Source organism: Trichocoleus sp. ST-U1 (assembly GCF_039961835.1).
Lineage (GTDB): Bacteria > Cyanobacteriota > Cyanobacteriia > Cyanobacteriales > FACHB-T130 > FACHB-T130.
In genome coordinates this window covers 14470-31270 of the sequence record NZ_JAMPJZ010000068.1, presented here as the reverse complement: position 1 = coordinate 31270, position 16801 = coordinate 14470, and the positions used below count along the sequence as shown (strand labels likewise).

11 protein-coding genes and 2 pseudogenes are annotated in these 16801 nt (G+C 49.3%); 7 read left to right on the top strand and 6 right to left on the bottom strand.

The genetic code is table 11. The features are described from left to right. Positions 1-4: 4 nt before the first annotated feature. Positions 5-778, top strand: a pseudogene (locus NDA06_RS20285) (branched-chain amino acid ABC transporter permease); the annotation flags it as partial. Between the two features lie 121 nt (positions 779-899). On the opposite strand, the gene NDA06_RS20280 reads toward NDA06_RS20285, so the two are convergent. Together NDA06_RS20280 and lipA are read right to left on the bottom strand one after the other, a co-directional pair. Further along, positions 900-1043 (bottom strand): photosystem I protein PsaX, encoded by a 144-nt coding sequence (locus NDA06_RS20280; RefSeq protein WP_190411226.1) that lies wholly within the window; start codon positions 1041-1043, stop codon positions 900-902. A 183-nt stretch (positions 1044-1226) separates the two neighbouring features. Next, positions 1227-2159, bottom strand: coding sequence for a lipoyl synthase (gene lipA, locus NDA06_RS20275; protein WP_190986930.1), 933 nt, complete (start codon positions 2157-2159; stop codon positions 1227-1229). A gap of 789 nt (positions 2160-2948) precedes the next feature. Here lipA and NDA06_RS20270 point away from each other — a divergent pair. The 3 genes and pseudogenes from NDA06_RS20270 to NDA06_RS20260 all read left to right on the top strand — a co-directional run bounded on the left by NDA06_RS20270 (position 2949) and on the right by NDA06_RS20260 (position 4762). Continuing rightward, on the top strand, positions 2949-3566 hold the full coding sequence (locus NDA06_RS20270; RefSeq protein ID WP_190411228.1) for a response regulator: 618 nt from the start codon (positions 2949-2951) through the stop codon (positions 3564-3566). Positions 3567-3712: 146 nt separating this feature from the next. Beyond that, positions 3713-4051 (top strand): annotated as a pseudogene (locus NDA06_RS20265) (response regulator); the annotation flags it as partial. Between the two features lie 138 nt (positions 4052-4189). Next, the gene (locus tag NDA06_RS20260) at positions 4190-4762 is read left to right on the top strand and encodes a response regulator (RefSeq protein ID WP_347276593.1); all 573 of its coding nucleotides are present in this window, start codon (positions 4190-4192) and stop codon (positions 4760-4762) included. A gap of 184 nt (positions 4763-4946) precedes the next feature. On the opposite strand, the gene recR is transcribed toward NDA06_RS20260, so the two are convergent. The 4 genes from recR to NDA06_RS20240 all read right to left on the bottom strand — a co-directional run bounded on the left by recR (position 4947) and on the right by NDA06_RS20240 (position 12325). Beyond that, entirely contained in the window at positions 4947-5558 is a 612-nt protein-coding gene (recR, locus tag NDA06_RS20255; RefSeq protein ID WP_190411240.1) for a recombination mediator RecR, read from the bottom strand. Positions 5559-5699: 141 nt separating this feature from the next. Continuing rightward, entirely contained in the window at positions 5700-6782 is a 1083-nt protein-coding gene (gene psbA, locus NDA06_RS20250; protein ID WP_348251828.1) for a photosystem II q(b) protein, read from the bottom strand. A 232-nt stretch (positions 6783-7014) separates the two neighbouring features. Next, positions 7015-8592, bottom strand: coding sequence for an MBOAT family protein (locus tag NDA06_RS20245; RefSeq protein WP_190987209.1), 1578 nt, complete (start codon positions 8590-8592; stop codon positions 7015-7017). A gap of 472 nt (positions 8593-9064) precedes the next feature. Further along, positions 9065-12325, bottom strand: a complete 3261-nt coding sequence (locus NDA06_RS20240; protein ID WP_348251827.1) for a DUF1574 domain-containing protein — start codon at positions 12323-12325, stop codon at positions 9065-9067. Positions 12326-12757: 432 nt separating this feature from the next. Here NDA06_RS20240 and NDA06_RS20235 point away from each other — a divergent pair, with 432 nt between their 5' ends. The 3 genes from NDA06_RS20235 (at position 12758) to NDA06_RS20225 (ending at position 16800) form a co-directional block, all read left to right on the top strand. Further along, positions 12758-13006, top strand: a complete 249-nt coding sequence (locus NDA06_RS20235) for a hypothetical protein (protein WP_190439935.1) — start codon at positions 12758-12760, stop codon at positions 13004-13006. 206 nt (positions 13007-13212) lie between these two features. Further along, positions 13213-16329 (top strand): phosphoenolpyruvate carboxylase, encoded by a 3117-nt coding sequence (gene ppc / locus NDA06_RS20230; protein ID WP_190986968.1) that lies wholly within the window; start codon positions 13213-13215, stop codon positions 16327-16329. Between the two features lie 195 nt (positions 16330-16524). Further along, on the top strand, positions 16525-16800 hold the full coding sequence (locus tag NDA06_RS20225) for a hypothetical protein (RefSeq protein WP_190430153.1): 276 nt from the start codon (positions 16525-16527) through the stop codon (positions 16798-16800). Position 16801: the final 1 nt, after the last annotated feature.

Sequence of the window (16801 nt, the reverse complement as noted above, 5' to 3'; positions counted from 1 at the left end):
TTGAATTTTGCGCCTTTCCAACTTTGCTCATGGCGATTTTATGACCTTGGGCGCGTATCTTACCTGGTTAGCGAATATCAGTGGGATAAATATTTGGCTGTCAATGATTCTAGGCGCGGGGGGAACGGTGGCGGCGATGCTACTGAGCGAACAGCTGCTCTGGAAACCAATGCGGGCACGCCGTGCCTCCCCTACCACCCTGATCATCATCTCGATTGGACTTGCCTTGTTTCTCCGCAATGGCATCATTTTCATTTGGGGAGGAGGCAACCAGCGCTACAATTTGCCAATTGCCTCCGCCCTCAACATCTTCGGAGTCAACGTGGCTTATTACCGGATCGTTGTCATGGTTTTAGCCGTCCTCGCAATGTTGGGGCTGCATTTCCTGTTGCAGAACACCAAAATCGGGAAGGCAATGAGAGCAGTTGCGGATGATATCGATCTGGCTCGCGTCTCAGGCATTAACGTTGAGCGCGTGGTGATTTGGACTTGGCTCATTACCGGCGTTTTTACGTCCCTGGGAGGAGCCATGTACGGGCTGATTACGGGCATACGCCCCAACATGGGCTGGTTTTTGATTTTGCCGATGTTTGCGTCGGTGATTCTCGGCGGGATTGGCAACCCCTACGGCGCGATCGCAGGTGCGTTGGTAATTGGTATCGCCCAAGAACTCAGCGTCCCCTTCCTGGGGTCTGAATACAAGCAGGGTGTTGCCCTCTTGATCATGGTCTTAATTCTGCTTGTCCGTCCCCAAGGCTTGTTCAAGGGCACCCTATAAAAGGATGAAGGATGAAGGATGAAGGATGAATCAACAGGCTATCCATCCTTCTCCCTTCCGCCTTCATCGTTGTCATTCGCCCTAACCTCAAAACTGTAGATTCAGTTTTCTTAGAGATGGATTACGGGTTGATGATGTGGAAATAAATCGCTGCAACCAGGAAGTTACCAGCTAAGAGGATCAGCGAAACGATAGTGCGGAAAGGATAGGGAGGCTTACTCGTTTGGGTAAGAGAACCTTTTGGTTTCTTGGCTTGTGCAGTCATAAGCATTTGCTCCTAATTTTGGACTTTATCAAGAAATACCAAAGAGCTGTCACAATTAGCACGGCTCGATAGAAATATTTTCATTTACCGCAGTCTTCCTGAAAGCAGCCTAGACCTTGATAGGCGCTTTCCCGATGCACGATCAATAGAAAAATTCTTTTTTCCTCCCCTGGCTTCTTGACTTTAAGCACTCTCTCCCGCGTGGTAGGAACTGCGGACGAGGGGACCGGAACGGACGTGAGCAAAGCCCATTTCCCGCGCGATCGCTCCCAGATGCTCGAATTCTTCTGGCGTCCAGTATTTTTGGACTGGCAGATGTTCTAGTGAAGGGCGCATATACTGACCGAGGGTAATGCGATCGCATCCAGCATCCCGCAAATCGGTCATCGCCTCAATCACTTCGGCTTCCGTTTCCCCATGTCCCAGCATCAAGCCGGATTTCGTGGCAATTGTGGAGTCAAGTTCTTTCACAATCCGGAGAACATCAAGCGATCGCTCATACTGTGCCCCCCGTCGCACCCGTCCTTGCAGACGCTCCACCGTCTCAATATTGTGGTTATAACAAACAGGTGACGCTGCAACCACCGTTGCGACTCGTTGCCGTTGTTTCTCCACCGCATCCTTACCCCCCCAGAAATCTGGCGTCAACACCTCAATCAGCGTTTCCGGGTTCATCTGTCTTATCGCTGCCATCGTCGCCGCAAACCAACTTGCCCCCCCATCCGGCAAATCATCTCTCGCCACCGAAGTCAGCACCACGTAGCGCAAAGAAAGCAACTGCACCGCCTGAGCCACCTTTTGCGGTTCTTCCGGATCTAATGGCATCGGTGCGTGCCCTTTCTCCACTTGACAAAAAGCACAGGCACGGGTGCAAGTTTGCCCCATCAGCAGAAACGTTGCTGTCTTTTGGGTATAACACTCTCCCCGGTTCGGACAGCGCCCCTCTTCGCAAATCGTGTGAATTTGCCGCTGCTTAATAATTCGCTGCACCGTCGAAATGTCGCTTGCTTTCCCGATGGAGCGTCGCAACCAAGGCGGTAGCGCCTCAATTTCTGACCTCCACGCTTGTACATCAGGCTGAATTTGTCGAGCATTCGTTTCGGTAGGCAAATTCATGTTTTTTTCTGGGCTACCAGCTCAATGAGCATCCGTATAATACAGAACTTACACAGCCAAACTCCTAAACTCAAGAGCTTACAACAATTTCCATAGCAACTCTCTATTGGATGCAGTACGGTTTAACCTCACCTCAGCCCCTCTCTGTTCACGGATTTGGGTTGAATATTCCCCCTCTCTGTTCGCGGATTTGGTTCAATATTCTCCCCTCTCCGTGAAGGTTGAGGCGCTGGGGGTGAGGTTCGGATCGAGTGAGAACCACTATCTCGCCTGCTTTCCTGCGCCTTTGTCTATATAGCCAGTACAGGATAGCCAGTACAGGCACAACCCAAAAAAGCCCCTACGTTGTCGGGCAATGCGTGAGTCCTATGATACAAATCTTAAATCATTCGACTCTAACTCTGATTCTGCTTCTGCCTTAGTTTTTTTCCCTTTCAGGTCAGACCGGATTAATCTAGAATTAGGCACGCTGCTAGCTTTTTGGCTTTATGTTTTTGTATGTCAAGACGATCGAAGAGTGAGGATATCAGGCAAGCCATTGTGTTGCTGTATACCACGCACTCATGAGAATCCCCATTACGGCGCTAGCGTTGGTTTACCGTAATCGGGTATAGAAATCATAGTTCTGTAGCGCAGACACACTTGTACTACACATTCCAAATTATCCTGATTGGTATGAACGCGAGGCAGTTTTCTGCTAGCCGCTCATCTTGCTGAAATTAGCGGCAAGGCAGCAGTCGGCTCAAATCAACTTTAGTTTTTCTTTAAATTACCCCTAAGGAGTCAGTCGTGGCAGGTCACAAAATTCTGGTGATTGATGACAGTCGAGTGATCAGAAATACAGTACGAGATATGTTACCACCGGGTAACTTTGAAATTTTAGAAGCAAAAGACGGTCTGGAAGGCATGAATCTGATCTACCAGTCACACCCGAACTTGATTATGTTAGATTTTCTCTTGCCCAAAATGAGCGGGTGGGAGGTGTTTCAGCAGATTCAAAGTAAGCCCGAACTTCAGTCAATTCCTCTCGTTTTAATGTCTGGTCGGAAAGAAGAGGTGACAGAGAAAATCTCAGAACCTTTTGAATATTTTGAATTCATACCCAAGCCCTTTGACCAGAAGCAACTGATTGCCGCTATCAAGACAGCGATGGCAAAAGCAAGAAACCGCCCGGTGGTAGTACCATCAGCACCGCAGCCAGCCGTCGCTAAGGATACAGTCCCACCAGATTCAGGGGTTGCGTCAGCAGACATTCAGCAGTTAAATGCCAAGATTGCCAAGATGCAAGCTGAGATTGACGCCTTGAAGAAACAGGTGGCTCCAATGGCAGCGATACCTAGTGAGGTTGATGGCTTGAAAAAACAGCTAGCTCAAATTGTGACATTCATTAAACAAAAGCTGAAGTAATCGCTAGCATTTATAGAATACACCTCAGCATTTAGATCCTGTCCCCATTCAATCTTCCAGCTCATCTGACTCGTAATCGGGGCGTTCTTACGGTTGAGTTCCTTGTTTCATGGAATGTCCTCAGTCACCACTCCTAGGAGTTAGTTATGCCAAGTAACAAGATCCTGGTTATCGATGACAGCAGCACCAGTCGGAGTCTAGTCCGCAAGCTATTGCCCCAGAGTAACTTTGAAGTTCTCGAAGCAAAAGACTCTCAAGAAGGACTGAATTTAATCCGAAAAGAACGCCCCAATTTAATCGTGCTGGATTTCCTGTCATCTCAGCCTAGTAGTTGGGAAGTCTTTCAACAAATTCAAGTCTCTCCGGAACTCCAAAAGATTCCTTTAGTGGTGACATCAGGACGTAAAGAAGAAGTTACACACAAAATTCCAGAACCGTTTGAGTATTTTGAATTTGTTGCCAAGCCGTTGGAGCAGAAGACGCTGATTCAGGCGATGAAATCAGCAATGGCTAAGGCGAAACTGCCTCGTCGGCAAGCGGCTGCGGCTGGTGCCCAAACAGCACCAGCCGCTAAAGGAACCCCAACGGCTCCCGACGTTCAGAAAGCGGGAGCAACTCAAAAAATCCTAATTGTTGATGATGCTAAAGTAATTCGGGCTTCATTGCCAGAAATGTTGCCTCCGGGCAACTTTCAAGTTTTAGAAGCAAAAGATGGGGAAGAGGGACTTAATCTCATCCGTCAAGAGCATCCGAATGTCATTATTTTGGATTGGATTCTGCCTCGCATGAGCGGTTGGGAGGTTTTTGGGCAACTTCAAGCTTCGCCCGAACTCCAGATGATTCCTTTAGTGGTCATCTCTGGGCGGAAAGCGGAAGTGATGGAGAAACTTTCAGAACCGTTTGAGTATTTTGAATTTTTAGAGAAGCCCTTCAATGAGAAGCACTTAAATCAGGCAATCCAGTCAGCGATCGCTAAAGCCAAATTGCCACGCCCACAAGCTGGAACACTTTCTGCTCAGACAACCGCAGTCGTTGCTGACTCTACAGATGCATCGGCTGAAATTAAGGCATTAAATGAAAAAATGGCGGCAATGCAGGCTGAAATTAAGGGATTGAAGGAACAAGTCGCTGAAATTCCGGCACTGAAAAAACAATTGGCTCAGATGATGGCTTTCGTTAAGCAAAAGTTGAGTTAGAAGCCCTATTTAAGTGACTAGAATACCCAGATTATCTACTGGCTGCTAATGACTCATTGCTAATCTCCCTCTTGTGTCATTTTGAGAGAATTCGATGAATTTACAGTATTACAGCCCATGAGAAATCAAGCTTTTACCCCAGTTTGTCAGAAGAGGGATCTAGCAATTCTAGGGTTCTACTTGCTTAATCCAACTCTCTGCGCCCTTCTAAGGCTCGTGCTAGTGTCACCTCATCGGCATACTCTAAATCACCGCCCATCGGTAAACCAAAAGCAATCCGCGTCACCTTGGTAAACGGCTTTAGTAATTGACCGACATACAGGGTTGTTGTCTCACCTTCCACACTGGGACTAATTGCCAAAATCACTTCTTTAATTTTTTGCTGGCTCACTCGCCGCACGAGCGGTTGAATATTTAGTTGGTCGGGGCCAATTCCATCCATCGGTGAAATGATGCCTCCCAAGACGTGATACTTGCCGCTATATTCGCGAGTTTTTTCCAGCGCAATCACATCACGGGAATCTTCCACCACACAGAGCGTGCTGTTGTCGCGGTTAGAGTTACGGCAAATATCGCAGACAGGTTCAGCCGAGAGGTGAAAGCACACCTGACATAAACCCACTTGCTTTTTCGCCTCAACTAAAGCTTGAGCCAGTGTTTCTACTTCTTCGGGCGATCGCTTAATAATATGCAGTGCCAGACGTTGTGCAGTTTTCGGGCCAACTCCTGGCAACCGTTGTAGTTGCTCGATGAGACGAGCTAAGGGACGTGTGTAAACCGTTGTCCTATCTCCAATCTGTATGCTTCCATATTTATCCTAAACCCCCGATAGATTGGATTGATACAATCTGGCTCTATCTGTGGTTCCCAATAAAAAAGCGCCCCCTTGTGGGAGGCGCTTTTGATGTAGAGACGCGATATATCTTGTCTCTAGCGATTAGCCATTGATGCTGGGAGCCATCAGAGCCACTGGGGTGGACTCACCTGCTGCCAAGTCGAGGGGGAAGTTGTGAGCGTTGCGCTCGTGCATCACTTCCATACCCAGGTTGGCGCGGTTGATCACGTCTGCCCAGGTGTTGATCACCCGACCTTGGCTGTCAATCACTGACTGGTTGAAGTTGAAACCATTCAGGTTGAATGCCATCGTGCTGATTCCCAAAGAGGTGAACCAGATGCCGACGACGGGCCATGCACCTAACAAGAAGTGCAAGGAACGGCTGTTGTTGAAGGAAGCGTATTGGAAGATTAACCGACCGAAGTAGCCGTGGGCTGCAACGATGTTGTAGGTTTCTTCTTCTTGTCCGAATTTGTAACCGTAGTTCTGAGATTCGGTTTCGGTGGTTTCACGCACTAAGGAGGAAGTCACCAAAGAACCGTGCATGGCGGAGAACAGGGCACCCCCGAAGACACCGGCTACACCGAGTTGGTGGAAGGGGTGCATCAGGATGTTGTGCTCGGCTTGGAACACGATCATGAAGTTGAAGGTTCCGGAGATCCCCAGGGGCATCCCGTCTGAGAATGAACCTTGTCCGATCGGGTAGATCAGGAACACGGCGGTTGCTGCTGCAACAGGTGCAGAGTAAGCGACGCAGATCCAAGGACGCATTCCGAGGCGGTAGGAGAGTTCCCACTCACGACCCATGTAGCAAAATACACCGATCAGGAAGTGGAAAATTACCAACTGGTAAGGACCACCGTTGTACAGCCACTCATCTAAGGAGGCGGCTTCCCAAATTGGGTAGAAGTGCAAGCCGATGGCGTTGCTGGAAGGAACTACGGCTCCGGAGATGATGTTGTTGCCGTACATCAAGGAACCAGCTACGGGTTCGCGGATGCCATCGATGTCCACGGGAGGAGCGGCGATGAAGGCGATGATGAAGCAGATGGTGGCAGACAGTAGGGTTGGGATCATCAGGACTCCGAACCAGCCTACATACAGGCGGTTGTCGGTTGATGTGACCCAATCACAGAACCGTTGCCATACGTTGGCGCTTTCGCGTCTTTGTAAGGTTGTGGTCATGTTTTTATGAGTGCTTTGAATTTTCTAGGTTCGGTATGAATGAGGCGAAGTTTGTCTCGCCTTGTATTTAATAATATTTACATTTATTCGTATTTGTCCAGTCTTTTTTTGTTCATAAATCCGAATCACTGTCATTTCATTTACTTATGAGTGGCTGAGAATGCGGTAGGGTTAGCGATCGCAAGCGAGACGTGTCAGCCAGGAGTAGTGGGCGATCGCTTAATGTAATGCCCTAAAAATCAAAGTAAATGTAGGGAAGACCGCCTTGGGGCGCAAATATCCAGACAATGTAGAAACACAATGGCACCAGCAGCAGCTTCAGAGGCCAATTAAGCTGTAACTTGAGACCCCGATGGACGGCATAGACGAGGAGCATCGACGCTGCTAGCAGCCAAAGCAGTAGACCTAACTGAGATGCATTCACACCCAGCGCCTCCCCGTAGACTTTTTCGGCAAACTGGGCATCAGCAGACTGACCCCAGAGGTGCTGAATCACCCAACTGGATTGTTTCAGATTCGGTAGGCGGAAGAAAATCCAGGATGTGAACACCATAAACTGGGTTAGCAACCACGCAAGCATTACACCCGGAAGGCTTTTCCACCAATTTCTAGCTTTTTCAGACTGGCGGGAGTGGGCTTCTGTGAGGCGGTGAGCCACTAAAGCAAGACCGTGATACGCACCCCAGACGACATAGCCCCAAGCCGCTCCATGCCAAATCCCAGCAATTAACATGATAATTAGCAAATTCAGGCAGGTACGGCGCAGCCCTTGGCGCGAACCCCCCAAGGGAAAATAGAGGTAGTTTCGCAACCAATCGCCTAGCGTAATATGCCAGCGCCGCCAAAAATCAGCAATGCTGGTACTGAAGTAAGGAAAATTAAAATTCTCCGGGAGATTGAAGCCTAAGAGGATGGCACTACCACGGGCGATATCTACGTACCCACTAAAATCCAGATAGAGTTGCAGTCCGTAGGCAGCGATCGCTAACCACAAATCGCCGCTGCTCGCTCGCTCTAAGTTACCAAAACACAAATCAACAAAAATTCCCAGCCGATCTGCCAAAAGCGCTTTTTTAACTGCACCGCAGGCAATCAGCCACAGTCCTTCTGTAATCTGATTAAGTGTTGGAAATTGCAGCGTTTTGAGCTGAGTTGAGAATTGATGATAACGAGTAATTGGCCCTGCAATTAGCTTGGGAAAAAATAACTTATAAGCTGCAAAATCGAGAAATCGCTCCGTCGCTGGGGCACCACGATATACATCAATTAAATAAGCAATGCACTCAAAAGAAAAGAAACTCAAACCTAAAGGCGCAATTAAGTGAGTGCTGACCCAACTGGCGCTATTTTCGGCAACGGGTAGCGATGTTCCGGTGAATTGTTCATAGAAGCCCGCCACCGAATTTAAGAAAAAAGGTACATATTTGAAGCTCACCAACAACAAGACATTCAGAACAATCCCCAACCATAAAAACTTTAGTCGCTGGCGATTCCAAAACGCTTGATCGAATTGCCAATCTTCATGGGGATCGGTCGCGTACATCCCTAATGCTGTATTTTCTCCAATTGCCTTACCTAAGCTGAAGTTCATCAAGGTGATGGCAATCAACAAAGGAATATAGGCGACTTGCGGCGAGGCTAAAATTTGCAGCCAATGCTCATTTACTAAAGTTGGTGCTTGCAGCGAGGTATAGAAAACCAGACTGACAACAAGCAACGTCCACATCTGCAAAGACTGTTTTTGGAACGACCAGTAAATTCCCAAAACGCTGAGCAGAAAAACTCCGTAGATAAGAGAGATAAAAGTCATTTTTGAAGACTGAGGAGTAAGGACTGAGGGCTGAGGACTGAGGGCTGAAGGCTGAGGACTGAGGGTAAATAAGAAGAATTGAACTGAGTAAAAGAATGAGAGAAGTTTATCTTGGATATTGGGCACTCATTTTACTCCTGATTGACTCAGTCCTCAGTCCGCACTTCGTGCCGCTTCGTTAATATGACTCAGTCCTATTTAGCAGGAAAATAAGGGTAAACAACAAGGATTGAACTGAGTAAAAGAATGAGAGAGATTCATCTTAGGTATTCGGTAATCATTCCACTCCTGACTCACTCAGCCCTCAGTCCGCACTTCGTGCCGCGCTAACATGATTCAATCCTATTTAGCAGGAAACTAAGGGTAAACAAGAAGAATTGAACTAAGTAAAAGAACGGGATAAATTCATCTTGGGTATTGGGCACTCATTCCACTCCTGGTTCACTCAGTCCTCAGTCCTCTTAACTCAGTCCTATTTAGCAGGCCAGGGAATCATGGGATCTTCGGCTAGCTGGTTAGAAACTTCATAAGCACCGTAGCGGTTGAGGTGGCTGGGGTCGGAAAAATAATCGTGTTGAGTGGGATAAAGCTGATTTAAGTCTCGGAAAATCAGCCCTTTTTGAATTGCTTGCGATCGCATATACCGCTGAAATTCTTGCTCATATTCTATGCGTACTGGATCTAAGTAATCCTGGGTCAAAGGCAGGTTTATAAAAACAATCGGAATTTGACGCGCTTGGGTAAATTGCAGCAGCGATTCTAGTGCTTGGGTTTGCTTGCCTTCCATCTTGAAAGCGTAGTAATCGCTGTCATAGTCGCCGCTGACTCTGGCATATTGCTTGTAGTAGGTGGCAGGATTGTAACGAACGGTGAGGGGAAGGAAGCCATCAAAATCGATGGCAAATTGGCTGGCTGTCAATGCTTGGGGAGTATCGGTAGCTCCCTCAGAAGTTGTTTTCGCTGGTTTTGCCCAAACAACATACAGATCCCGCAACCGCGTTTTCATTTGGTCGCGCTGGGGATAAGTTGCTGAGAACGTTCCTAGCGTTTCATTGAGCCAATTATTAACCATTTGATAGCTTTGCGTTAAGGAACCACTAGCTCCTTTATCCGCCGTCGCCGGAGTTTTAGCCGGTGGTGTCGCCGTCGTTCGGCTGGGACTTCCTGGGGTTGAATTCTGCTTGGGGAAAGTACCGGCAAGCAGATGTTGGTAGCCTTGCGAGTTAGCGATCGCATTATAGGTGGCATCTATCCGCCCGCTATTAAACGCTCTGGCACCATCCGCCCAAATAATCAGTTTTGGCAGTTGCTCTGGCGTCAAAACTTGGCGAACCATCAAATCTACTACTTGAGCCGTCGCACCGTTGATGCCAAAGTTAAACACCTGAACACCCGGATATCCCTGCGCTGCCAGTGCTTCTTCCAGCGCTTGAGGATCGACCCCCCGCATTGCCCTAGAACTGCCCACAATCCAAACATCCGGGGGAACTCCCCCTCTTTGTAACAGCATCTGTTGGTAGAGAGCCACTTTTTCGTCTAACAGGCGGTTATTAAAAGAGGGATTAGAACTTCGGGCGGCTGCCAAAATTGCTGCTGATGCGGCATTCCGCTGGGACTTTTCACCCTCGTTCCTTACGGTGATATCTCCTTGGCGAGTGAATCCTTCGGAATTGAAGACAGGAGCCTCTGAACCACGAGATTTTTGCAAAGACATCTGGGGCAAGGGAACTGACGTATCCTCGATCGGTTCTCGTGGGTCAAGGGTTGATTTGCCGCTGACCGCTGACGCTTGATTAATGGGTGGTTTTGACTTCAGGATCGCAGACAGAAACCAATCCGTTTGCACCGTGAGCAAGAATCCCAGCATCCCCCAGACCAAAGCCACGACGAAACCTTGGTAATAAGTGTAGGTGGAAGTGCTAAGTTTGCCTGAGGCGACGGGTGCCAGGTCTTTAATCTCCACCGTGGGAATAAACAATTGGGAAGCGCATAACCATTGCTGGATGGTTCGAGTCACTTTGAAAGAGACAGCGCTAGCGGCTGCTTTGAGGTCTTCCTTAGTGACATCAGAACGCAGAACGGGTTCGTTACTGCCAGAGAGGATATCTCCTAGATAAACATCGCTGGCAGCAAATTCTGGGGTTGCTTCCGGTACCAGTCGTTTGCGAGGGGTGAAATCAACGCCCATCTGCCACAAGGGGGTGGAGTGACCGGCGCGACGCCCATAAATTCGCACCCCTTTAATGCCAGGAATCGCCAACCCACGCAGGAATTTAGCAACAGGTGGCCCGACGGCAGATTGCTGCGGACTAGAGAGTGCCTCGCTCATGATGTGCAACAAATCTTGTTTGCGGCGCAGAGATAAACGAATGCCACCCGTTGTTAATCGCTCGTCTAGGTCGGGATTGAGTAAGCGTTGCAATAAAAACTGAATTGCGTTCAGATCGCCCCGTTGCGCCAATTCCAAAGTAGATTCTGCTAAAGCGGGATCTCTGGACGCAGGTAAATTCAGCCATTCAATCCAGATTGGCGTTTCTTGTTCCGGGACTGGTGTTACACCGTGAGTCTCAACGCCGTAAATGGTGGCGGCGTGAATGCCTTGCGTTGTCAGAAACTCTAAAACGGGAGAGATCGCACTCGTTGCGGTTTTTCGATCGGGGGCAGCGATCGCAATCTCAGCCGCATCGCTGGTTGCGGGTACGATGTCTCCGGCTGCTTTTAGCTGCTTGAAGAGCTTCTGGCTGCAAAATAAATGCAGCGTTGAATCTTTCAGAACTGCGGAGATTTGCATCTCCTGCGCGTTCAACACTTGATTGAGCAAGCGGGCAATCGCTTGGATATCTCCCCAACGCGCCCAATCCTTGAGCATTTCTTCTGGAGGGGTCAGATCCACCCGCAACCGCCAATCGGGAGCCGCTTCTCCTCGAACCTGGCTGCAAATCACAGCATCCCGAAACCCTTCCAGCTTCAAATTTCGTAACTGAGCCGCCACCGGCTCCGCCATCAGCGACTCATCGGTGCTGTAGTTAGAATCGCAAAGTACCCACAGACGACGGGAAACCGCTGGTGAAGCAGGGGACAATTCTTGATGCTGTCCGGCTCCCCGGCTTCCTGGCTCCCTCCCAAGCGTCTGAATCACGACCTTGACGCCGACTCCCATTGGGCTGAGCGTTTCGCTCAGATAACGCGCGATCGCTTCTGGTTGACCGGAGCGAGCGAGGCTGCGGTTGGAGACTCTCAGCCCGTCAGCATCGCTAGTTACTCCTCGCTCGGCAGTCATTTCCTGCCCATCCGTTGGCGTCGCAGCAGCTACGCCTGCGGCATCTGACGCCTGATGCAGTTCCAGCCGCTCTAGGTGAATTTGCTTGATCCAGTCTGGGCGCTGGATGCCCAGTTTCCGACCATAGAGAATCACCTGGTCAATGGGAGCGTCTTGCGGGGGGAACCCAGCTCCTCCTTCCTTCCCCTTCAGTGCCTCGACAAATCGGCTCACAACGGGTCCAGCAGGCGGACATTCGGAGCCTTCACAAAGAATATGCAGGTTATTCCCTCGTAAGCGAAATCGTAGGCGCACTTCCGGAAGACCGATAGCGCGGGAAACCCACTGGGCGAGGGAGGATTGACCCTCTAAATAGGCGATCGGATCGGCATCCAACATCACAAAGAAAGTACCCTGGACTTGCAACAGATGAAAAGACGATGAAGCATGAACGCTGTAGCCCGGAGGGCGCACCCTGCGATTGGAAGTCGCGCTTAAAGGTTGTCACAAAGGATGAAAAATTGGTTGAACACCAAAATTTCAGGATATACTTCACACTTCATACTTCATACTTAATACTTCATACTTAATACTTCAGCAAGCGTTAACCGCTCCGAACGTCCCCAAGCTTTGTACAATTGCTTCTAGATTCTCAGTAGTCTTACACAAGACTGCCATTGGTGGTACCGAATTATTGCCCTTGTGCCATAGCTATTTGCCGAACGCCCCGTGCTTAGGACAGTAGCGCTGAGGAGCGTGTTCCCTTCCTACTATGCCCTAGGAGGCTATCGCTGTATTATTCAGATGCATAAACTAGAAGGATAAGTGCCCCTTGTGCTGTTTAAATTCTGACCTCTTTTATTTGTTTGTCTAAAAAGAAATTAGTTTTCATCTAGACCTTCTCCCATGCAAACTCTTCCTAACAAAAAGCAACCGTCAACCGCCGAAAATGCAACGTCTGCAACGCCCGAAATTTGGTTGAGTTTAGCCACGGTGCCGATGCTACTCGGAGTTTTAGGCATCAAAGCAGTCAGCGAATTCCTATGCGCCATTGGACAAAATAGTGAGGAAGTATTTCGGGGCGATCGCTTGCCGGTTCTCCACGTACCCACCCCAGGAAACACATCACAGGAAGGGGAATATGAGGAAGAGTAGCGGAAAGTAGATAAAAATACGCTCGCCGACAAACTAGGACGCGATCGCGCTCATCCGAAGCGAGGCGTTAGCCTAGCGCTGAAAGAGTCAGTTCGCAACCCCTCCCTTTTTCTGGAAAAACCCAGTTGGTGTTCGCTGTAAACCACTTGCTGGGACTAGAAACCCTAAAATTAGGTGATTATTCTTCTTTAGAGAGAATAGACTCTATGAGTTCCCTACTGCAATCGACGGATCAGCAATTGACGGTAACATCTACTTCTGCTTTATTTTTACGTCATCGCCTCAAAGTGGTGGAGGACTTATGGGAGTCTGTTCTCCAGCAGGAATGCGGTCAGGAACTGGTCGATCTGCTTAATCAACTTCGATCGAGGTGTTCGCCAGAAGGACAGGCAACAGAATTGCCTGAGTCAGTACCTCAGCTGATCGAAAAGCTTGATCTCAATGCAGCGATTCGAGCCTCACGCGCCTTTGCTCTCTACTTCCAGCTCATTAACATCGTCGAGCAGCACTACGAACAGCGCGATCAGCAGCTTTCCCGACGTGCTACATACAATGCTCCTGCTGGTGAGGCAGCACCGCGTAAACTTCCTAGCCTGCAAGGAGATGGGGACTCCGCCATTGTGTTGTCGCCAGAGGACATGGAGGAAGAAAACCAAAACGGCGGACCGGGCGCGGATTTGCTTGAAAAGAGCTGGCACCACGATGGCACAGCTAAACGAAATGCCGGGACATTCCACGGGTTGTTTCCCCATTTACGCCAGATGAATGTGCCTCCGCAGCAAATCCAGCGGTTGATTGACAATCTGGACGTGCGGCTAGTTTTCACCGCTCACCCCACGGAAATTGTTCGCCATACGATTCGCGGCAAACAGCAGCGGATTGCTAAAATTCTGCAACAGCTAGACCAGGCAGAAGAAGAATTTAGAGCCTTAGGTTTGACGACTTCTTGGGAAGCAGAGGCTTGCATCGAACAATTAACCGAAGAAATTCGCCTCTGGTGGCGCACCGATGAACTGCATCAATTTAAACCAACCGTGTTGGATGAAGTGGATTACACCCTCCACTACTTCCAGGAAGTATTGTTTGATACGATTCCTCAGCTTCATCAACGCCTAAAACGCGCTTTAAAAGCTTCTTTTCCGGGACTAACTCCCCCTGTAAACAACTTCTGCCAGTTTGGTTCTTGGGTAGGGGCAGACCGGGATGGAAACCCCTCAGTCACCCCGAAAGTCACTTGGCAAACCGCTTGCTATCAGCGCGGTTTAGTGCTGGAGAAGTATATCCAATCGTTGCGGCAACTGACAAATCAGCTCAGCTTGTCGTTACACTGGAGCGATGTCTTGCCAGATTTGCTGGACTCCTTAGAGCAGGATCGGTCGCAAATGCCAGAAGTATACGAGCATCTGGCAATTCGATACCGGCAAGAGCCTTACCGCCTCAAGCTGGCATACATTCAGCAGCGTCTGCAAAATACCAGCGATCGCAACCGGCGGCTTTCGGATGGCGAAAACTTGCATCGGCAAATCTCAGATAGCCAGTCTCACGTCGTTTACCGCTCTGGAGAAGAATTTCTAGCAGAACTGCGGCTGATTCACCGGAACCTGATTGAGACGGGTTTATCATGCCGAGATCTGGAAAATTTAATTTGTCAGGTGGAAATCTATGGCTTCAACTTGGCGCATTTAGATATTCGCCAGGAAAGCACTCGCCATTCCGACACCTTCAACGAAATAACTCAATACCTGCAAATTCTGCCTAAGGCATACAACGAGCTATCGGAAGCCGAGCGAGCGCTGTGGCTGGCAACGGAACTGCAAACCAAGCGCCCGCTAATCCCAGCAGAATTGCCATTTTCTGAAAAAATTTGCGAAACCGTTGAAACCTTCCGAATGCTGCGGCAGCTCCAACTAGAGTTTGGTTCTCAAATCTGCCAAACCTACATCATTAGCATGAACCGGGAAGCCAGCGACGTTCTGGAAGTGCTGCTCCTGGCAAAAGAAGCGGGTCTGTATGACCCCTCCACAGGAAAGAGCAGCATCATGGTAGTGCCGCTGTTTGAAACGGTGGAAGACCTGAAGCGGGCACCCGCAGTCATGCAAGATTTGTTTGAACTGCCTTTGTATCGCGCTTGTCTTGCGGGAGGCTATGAAAACGTTAAAGATTCGCAAGCGTTAAAGGTTGAGGATTCAAACCAACCTGCCAACTTGGAATCTCCAACCTATAACCTGCAAGAGGTGATGCTGGGCTACTCAGACAGCAACAAGGATTCCGGCTTCTTGAGCAGTAACTGGGAAATCCATAAAGCTCAGAAAGTGCTACAAAAAATCGCCGAACAGTACGGCATCGCCTTACGGATTTTCCACGGGCGCGGCGGTTCGGTCGGTCGCGGCGGCGGTCCCGCCTACGAAGCGATCCTGGCTCAACCCGGTCATAGTATCAATGGGCGGATCAAAATTACCGAACAGGGGGAAGTGCTGGCTTCTAAATACTCGTTGCCAGAATTAGCTCTGTACAACCTGGAAGCGGTGACAACCGCTGTGATTCAAGCAAGCTTGCTGCGAACCGGGTTTGATGATATTGAGCCGTGGAACGAAATCATGGAAGAGTTGGCGACGCGATCGCGTGCCCACTATCGCGCCTTGATTTACGAGCAACCGGATTTAGTCGATTTCTTCCACCAAGTGACGCCCATCGAAGAAATCAGCCAATTGCAAATCAGCTCTCGTCCTGCCCGTCGCGGCGGTAAAAAGGATTTAGCGAGTCTGCGGGCAATTCCTTGGGTGTTTAGCTGGACGCAAACGCGCTTCCTGCTGCCGAGTTGGTACGGCGTCGGAACGGCATTGCAAGAGTTCTTGAACGAAGAACCCGAAGAAAATCTGAAGCTGCTGCGTTATTTCTACTTCAAGTGGCCTTTCTTCAAGATGGCAATTTCTAAAGCAGAAATGACGTTGTCGAAAGTCGATTTGCAGATTGCTCACCACTACGTGCGGGAGTTGTCCCACCCGGAAGATCGCGATCGCTTTGAAGCCTTGTTTGAGCAAATCAAGAGCGAGTTTCACCTCACTTGCGATTTAGTTCTGACGATTGCGGGTCACAAACGGCTGTTGGATGGCGATCCAGTCTTGCAAAGGTCTGTGCAGTTACGCAACGGTACGATTGTCCCTCTGGGCTTCTTGCAAGTCTCTCTGCTAAAACGCCTGCGTCAACATGGTAAGCAAGCTGCGTCTGGTGTCGTCCATTCTCGTTACAGTAAAGGCGAATTGCTACGCGGGGCGCTGTTAACGATTAACGGGATTGCTGCCGGGATGCGGAACACGGGTTGATGGTTGATGGCTAATCAGTCAGATCAAATCTGTTGAATTGTCCATAAAAGAACCCCACCCCCAGCCCCTCCCCGCTTGCGGGGAGGGGAGCCGGAGACGCAGGCTCTGGCGGGGTGGGGTTCCGGAAAATTGTGGGGATTAAACGGGATTTGATATCATTAACCATTCCAAATAATTAGCCATTAGCTGTTAGCCATGAATAAAAAACGTATGTTAATTTGTACTTTTATGGCGTTAGCATCGGGTTGTTTCGGTGCTTACATGGGGGTACAAATTAAGTTATTGGCTGATAACCAACGCTGCGAAAATATGACAAAAAATACCTTGGAATTCGCAGCATTCAAGACAGCGTGCCAAGCTTGGATGATGCCGGGAGCTTATATGCAAGGCAGCAGCAGCGGCTTGTGGGGAGGAATGGTTGTGGGGGCTTTTATTGCGGGTTTGGCAACTCATCACAAGCAGCCTGAGTGAA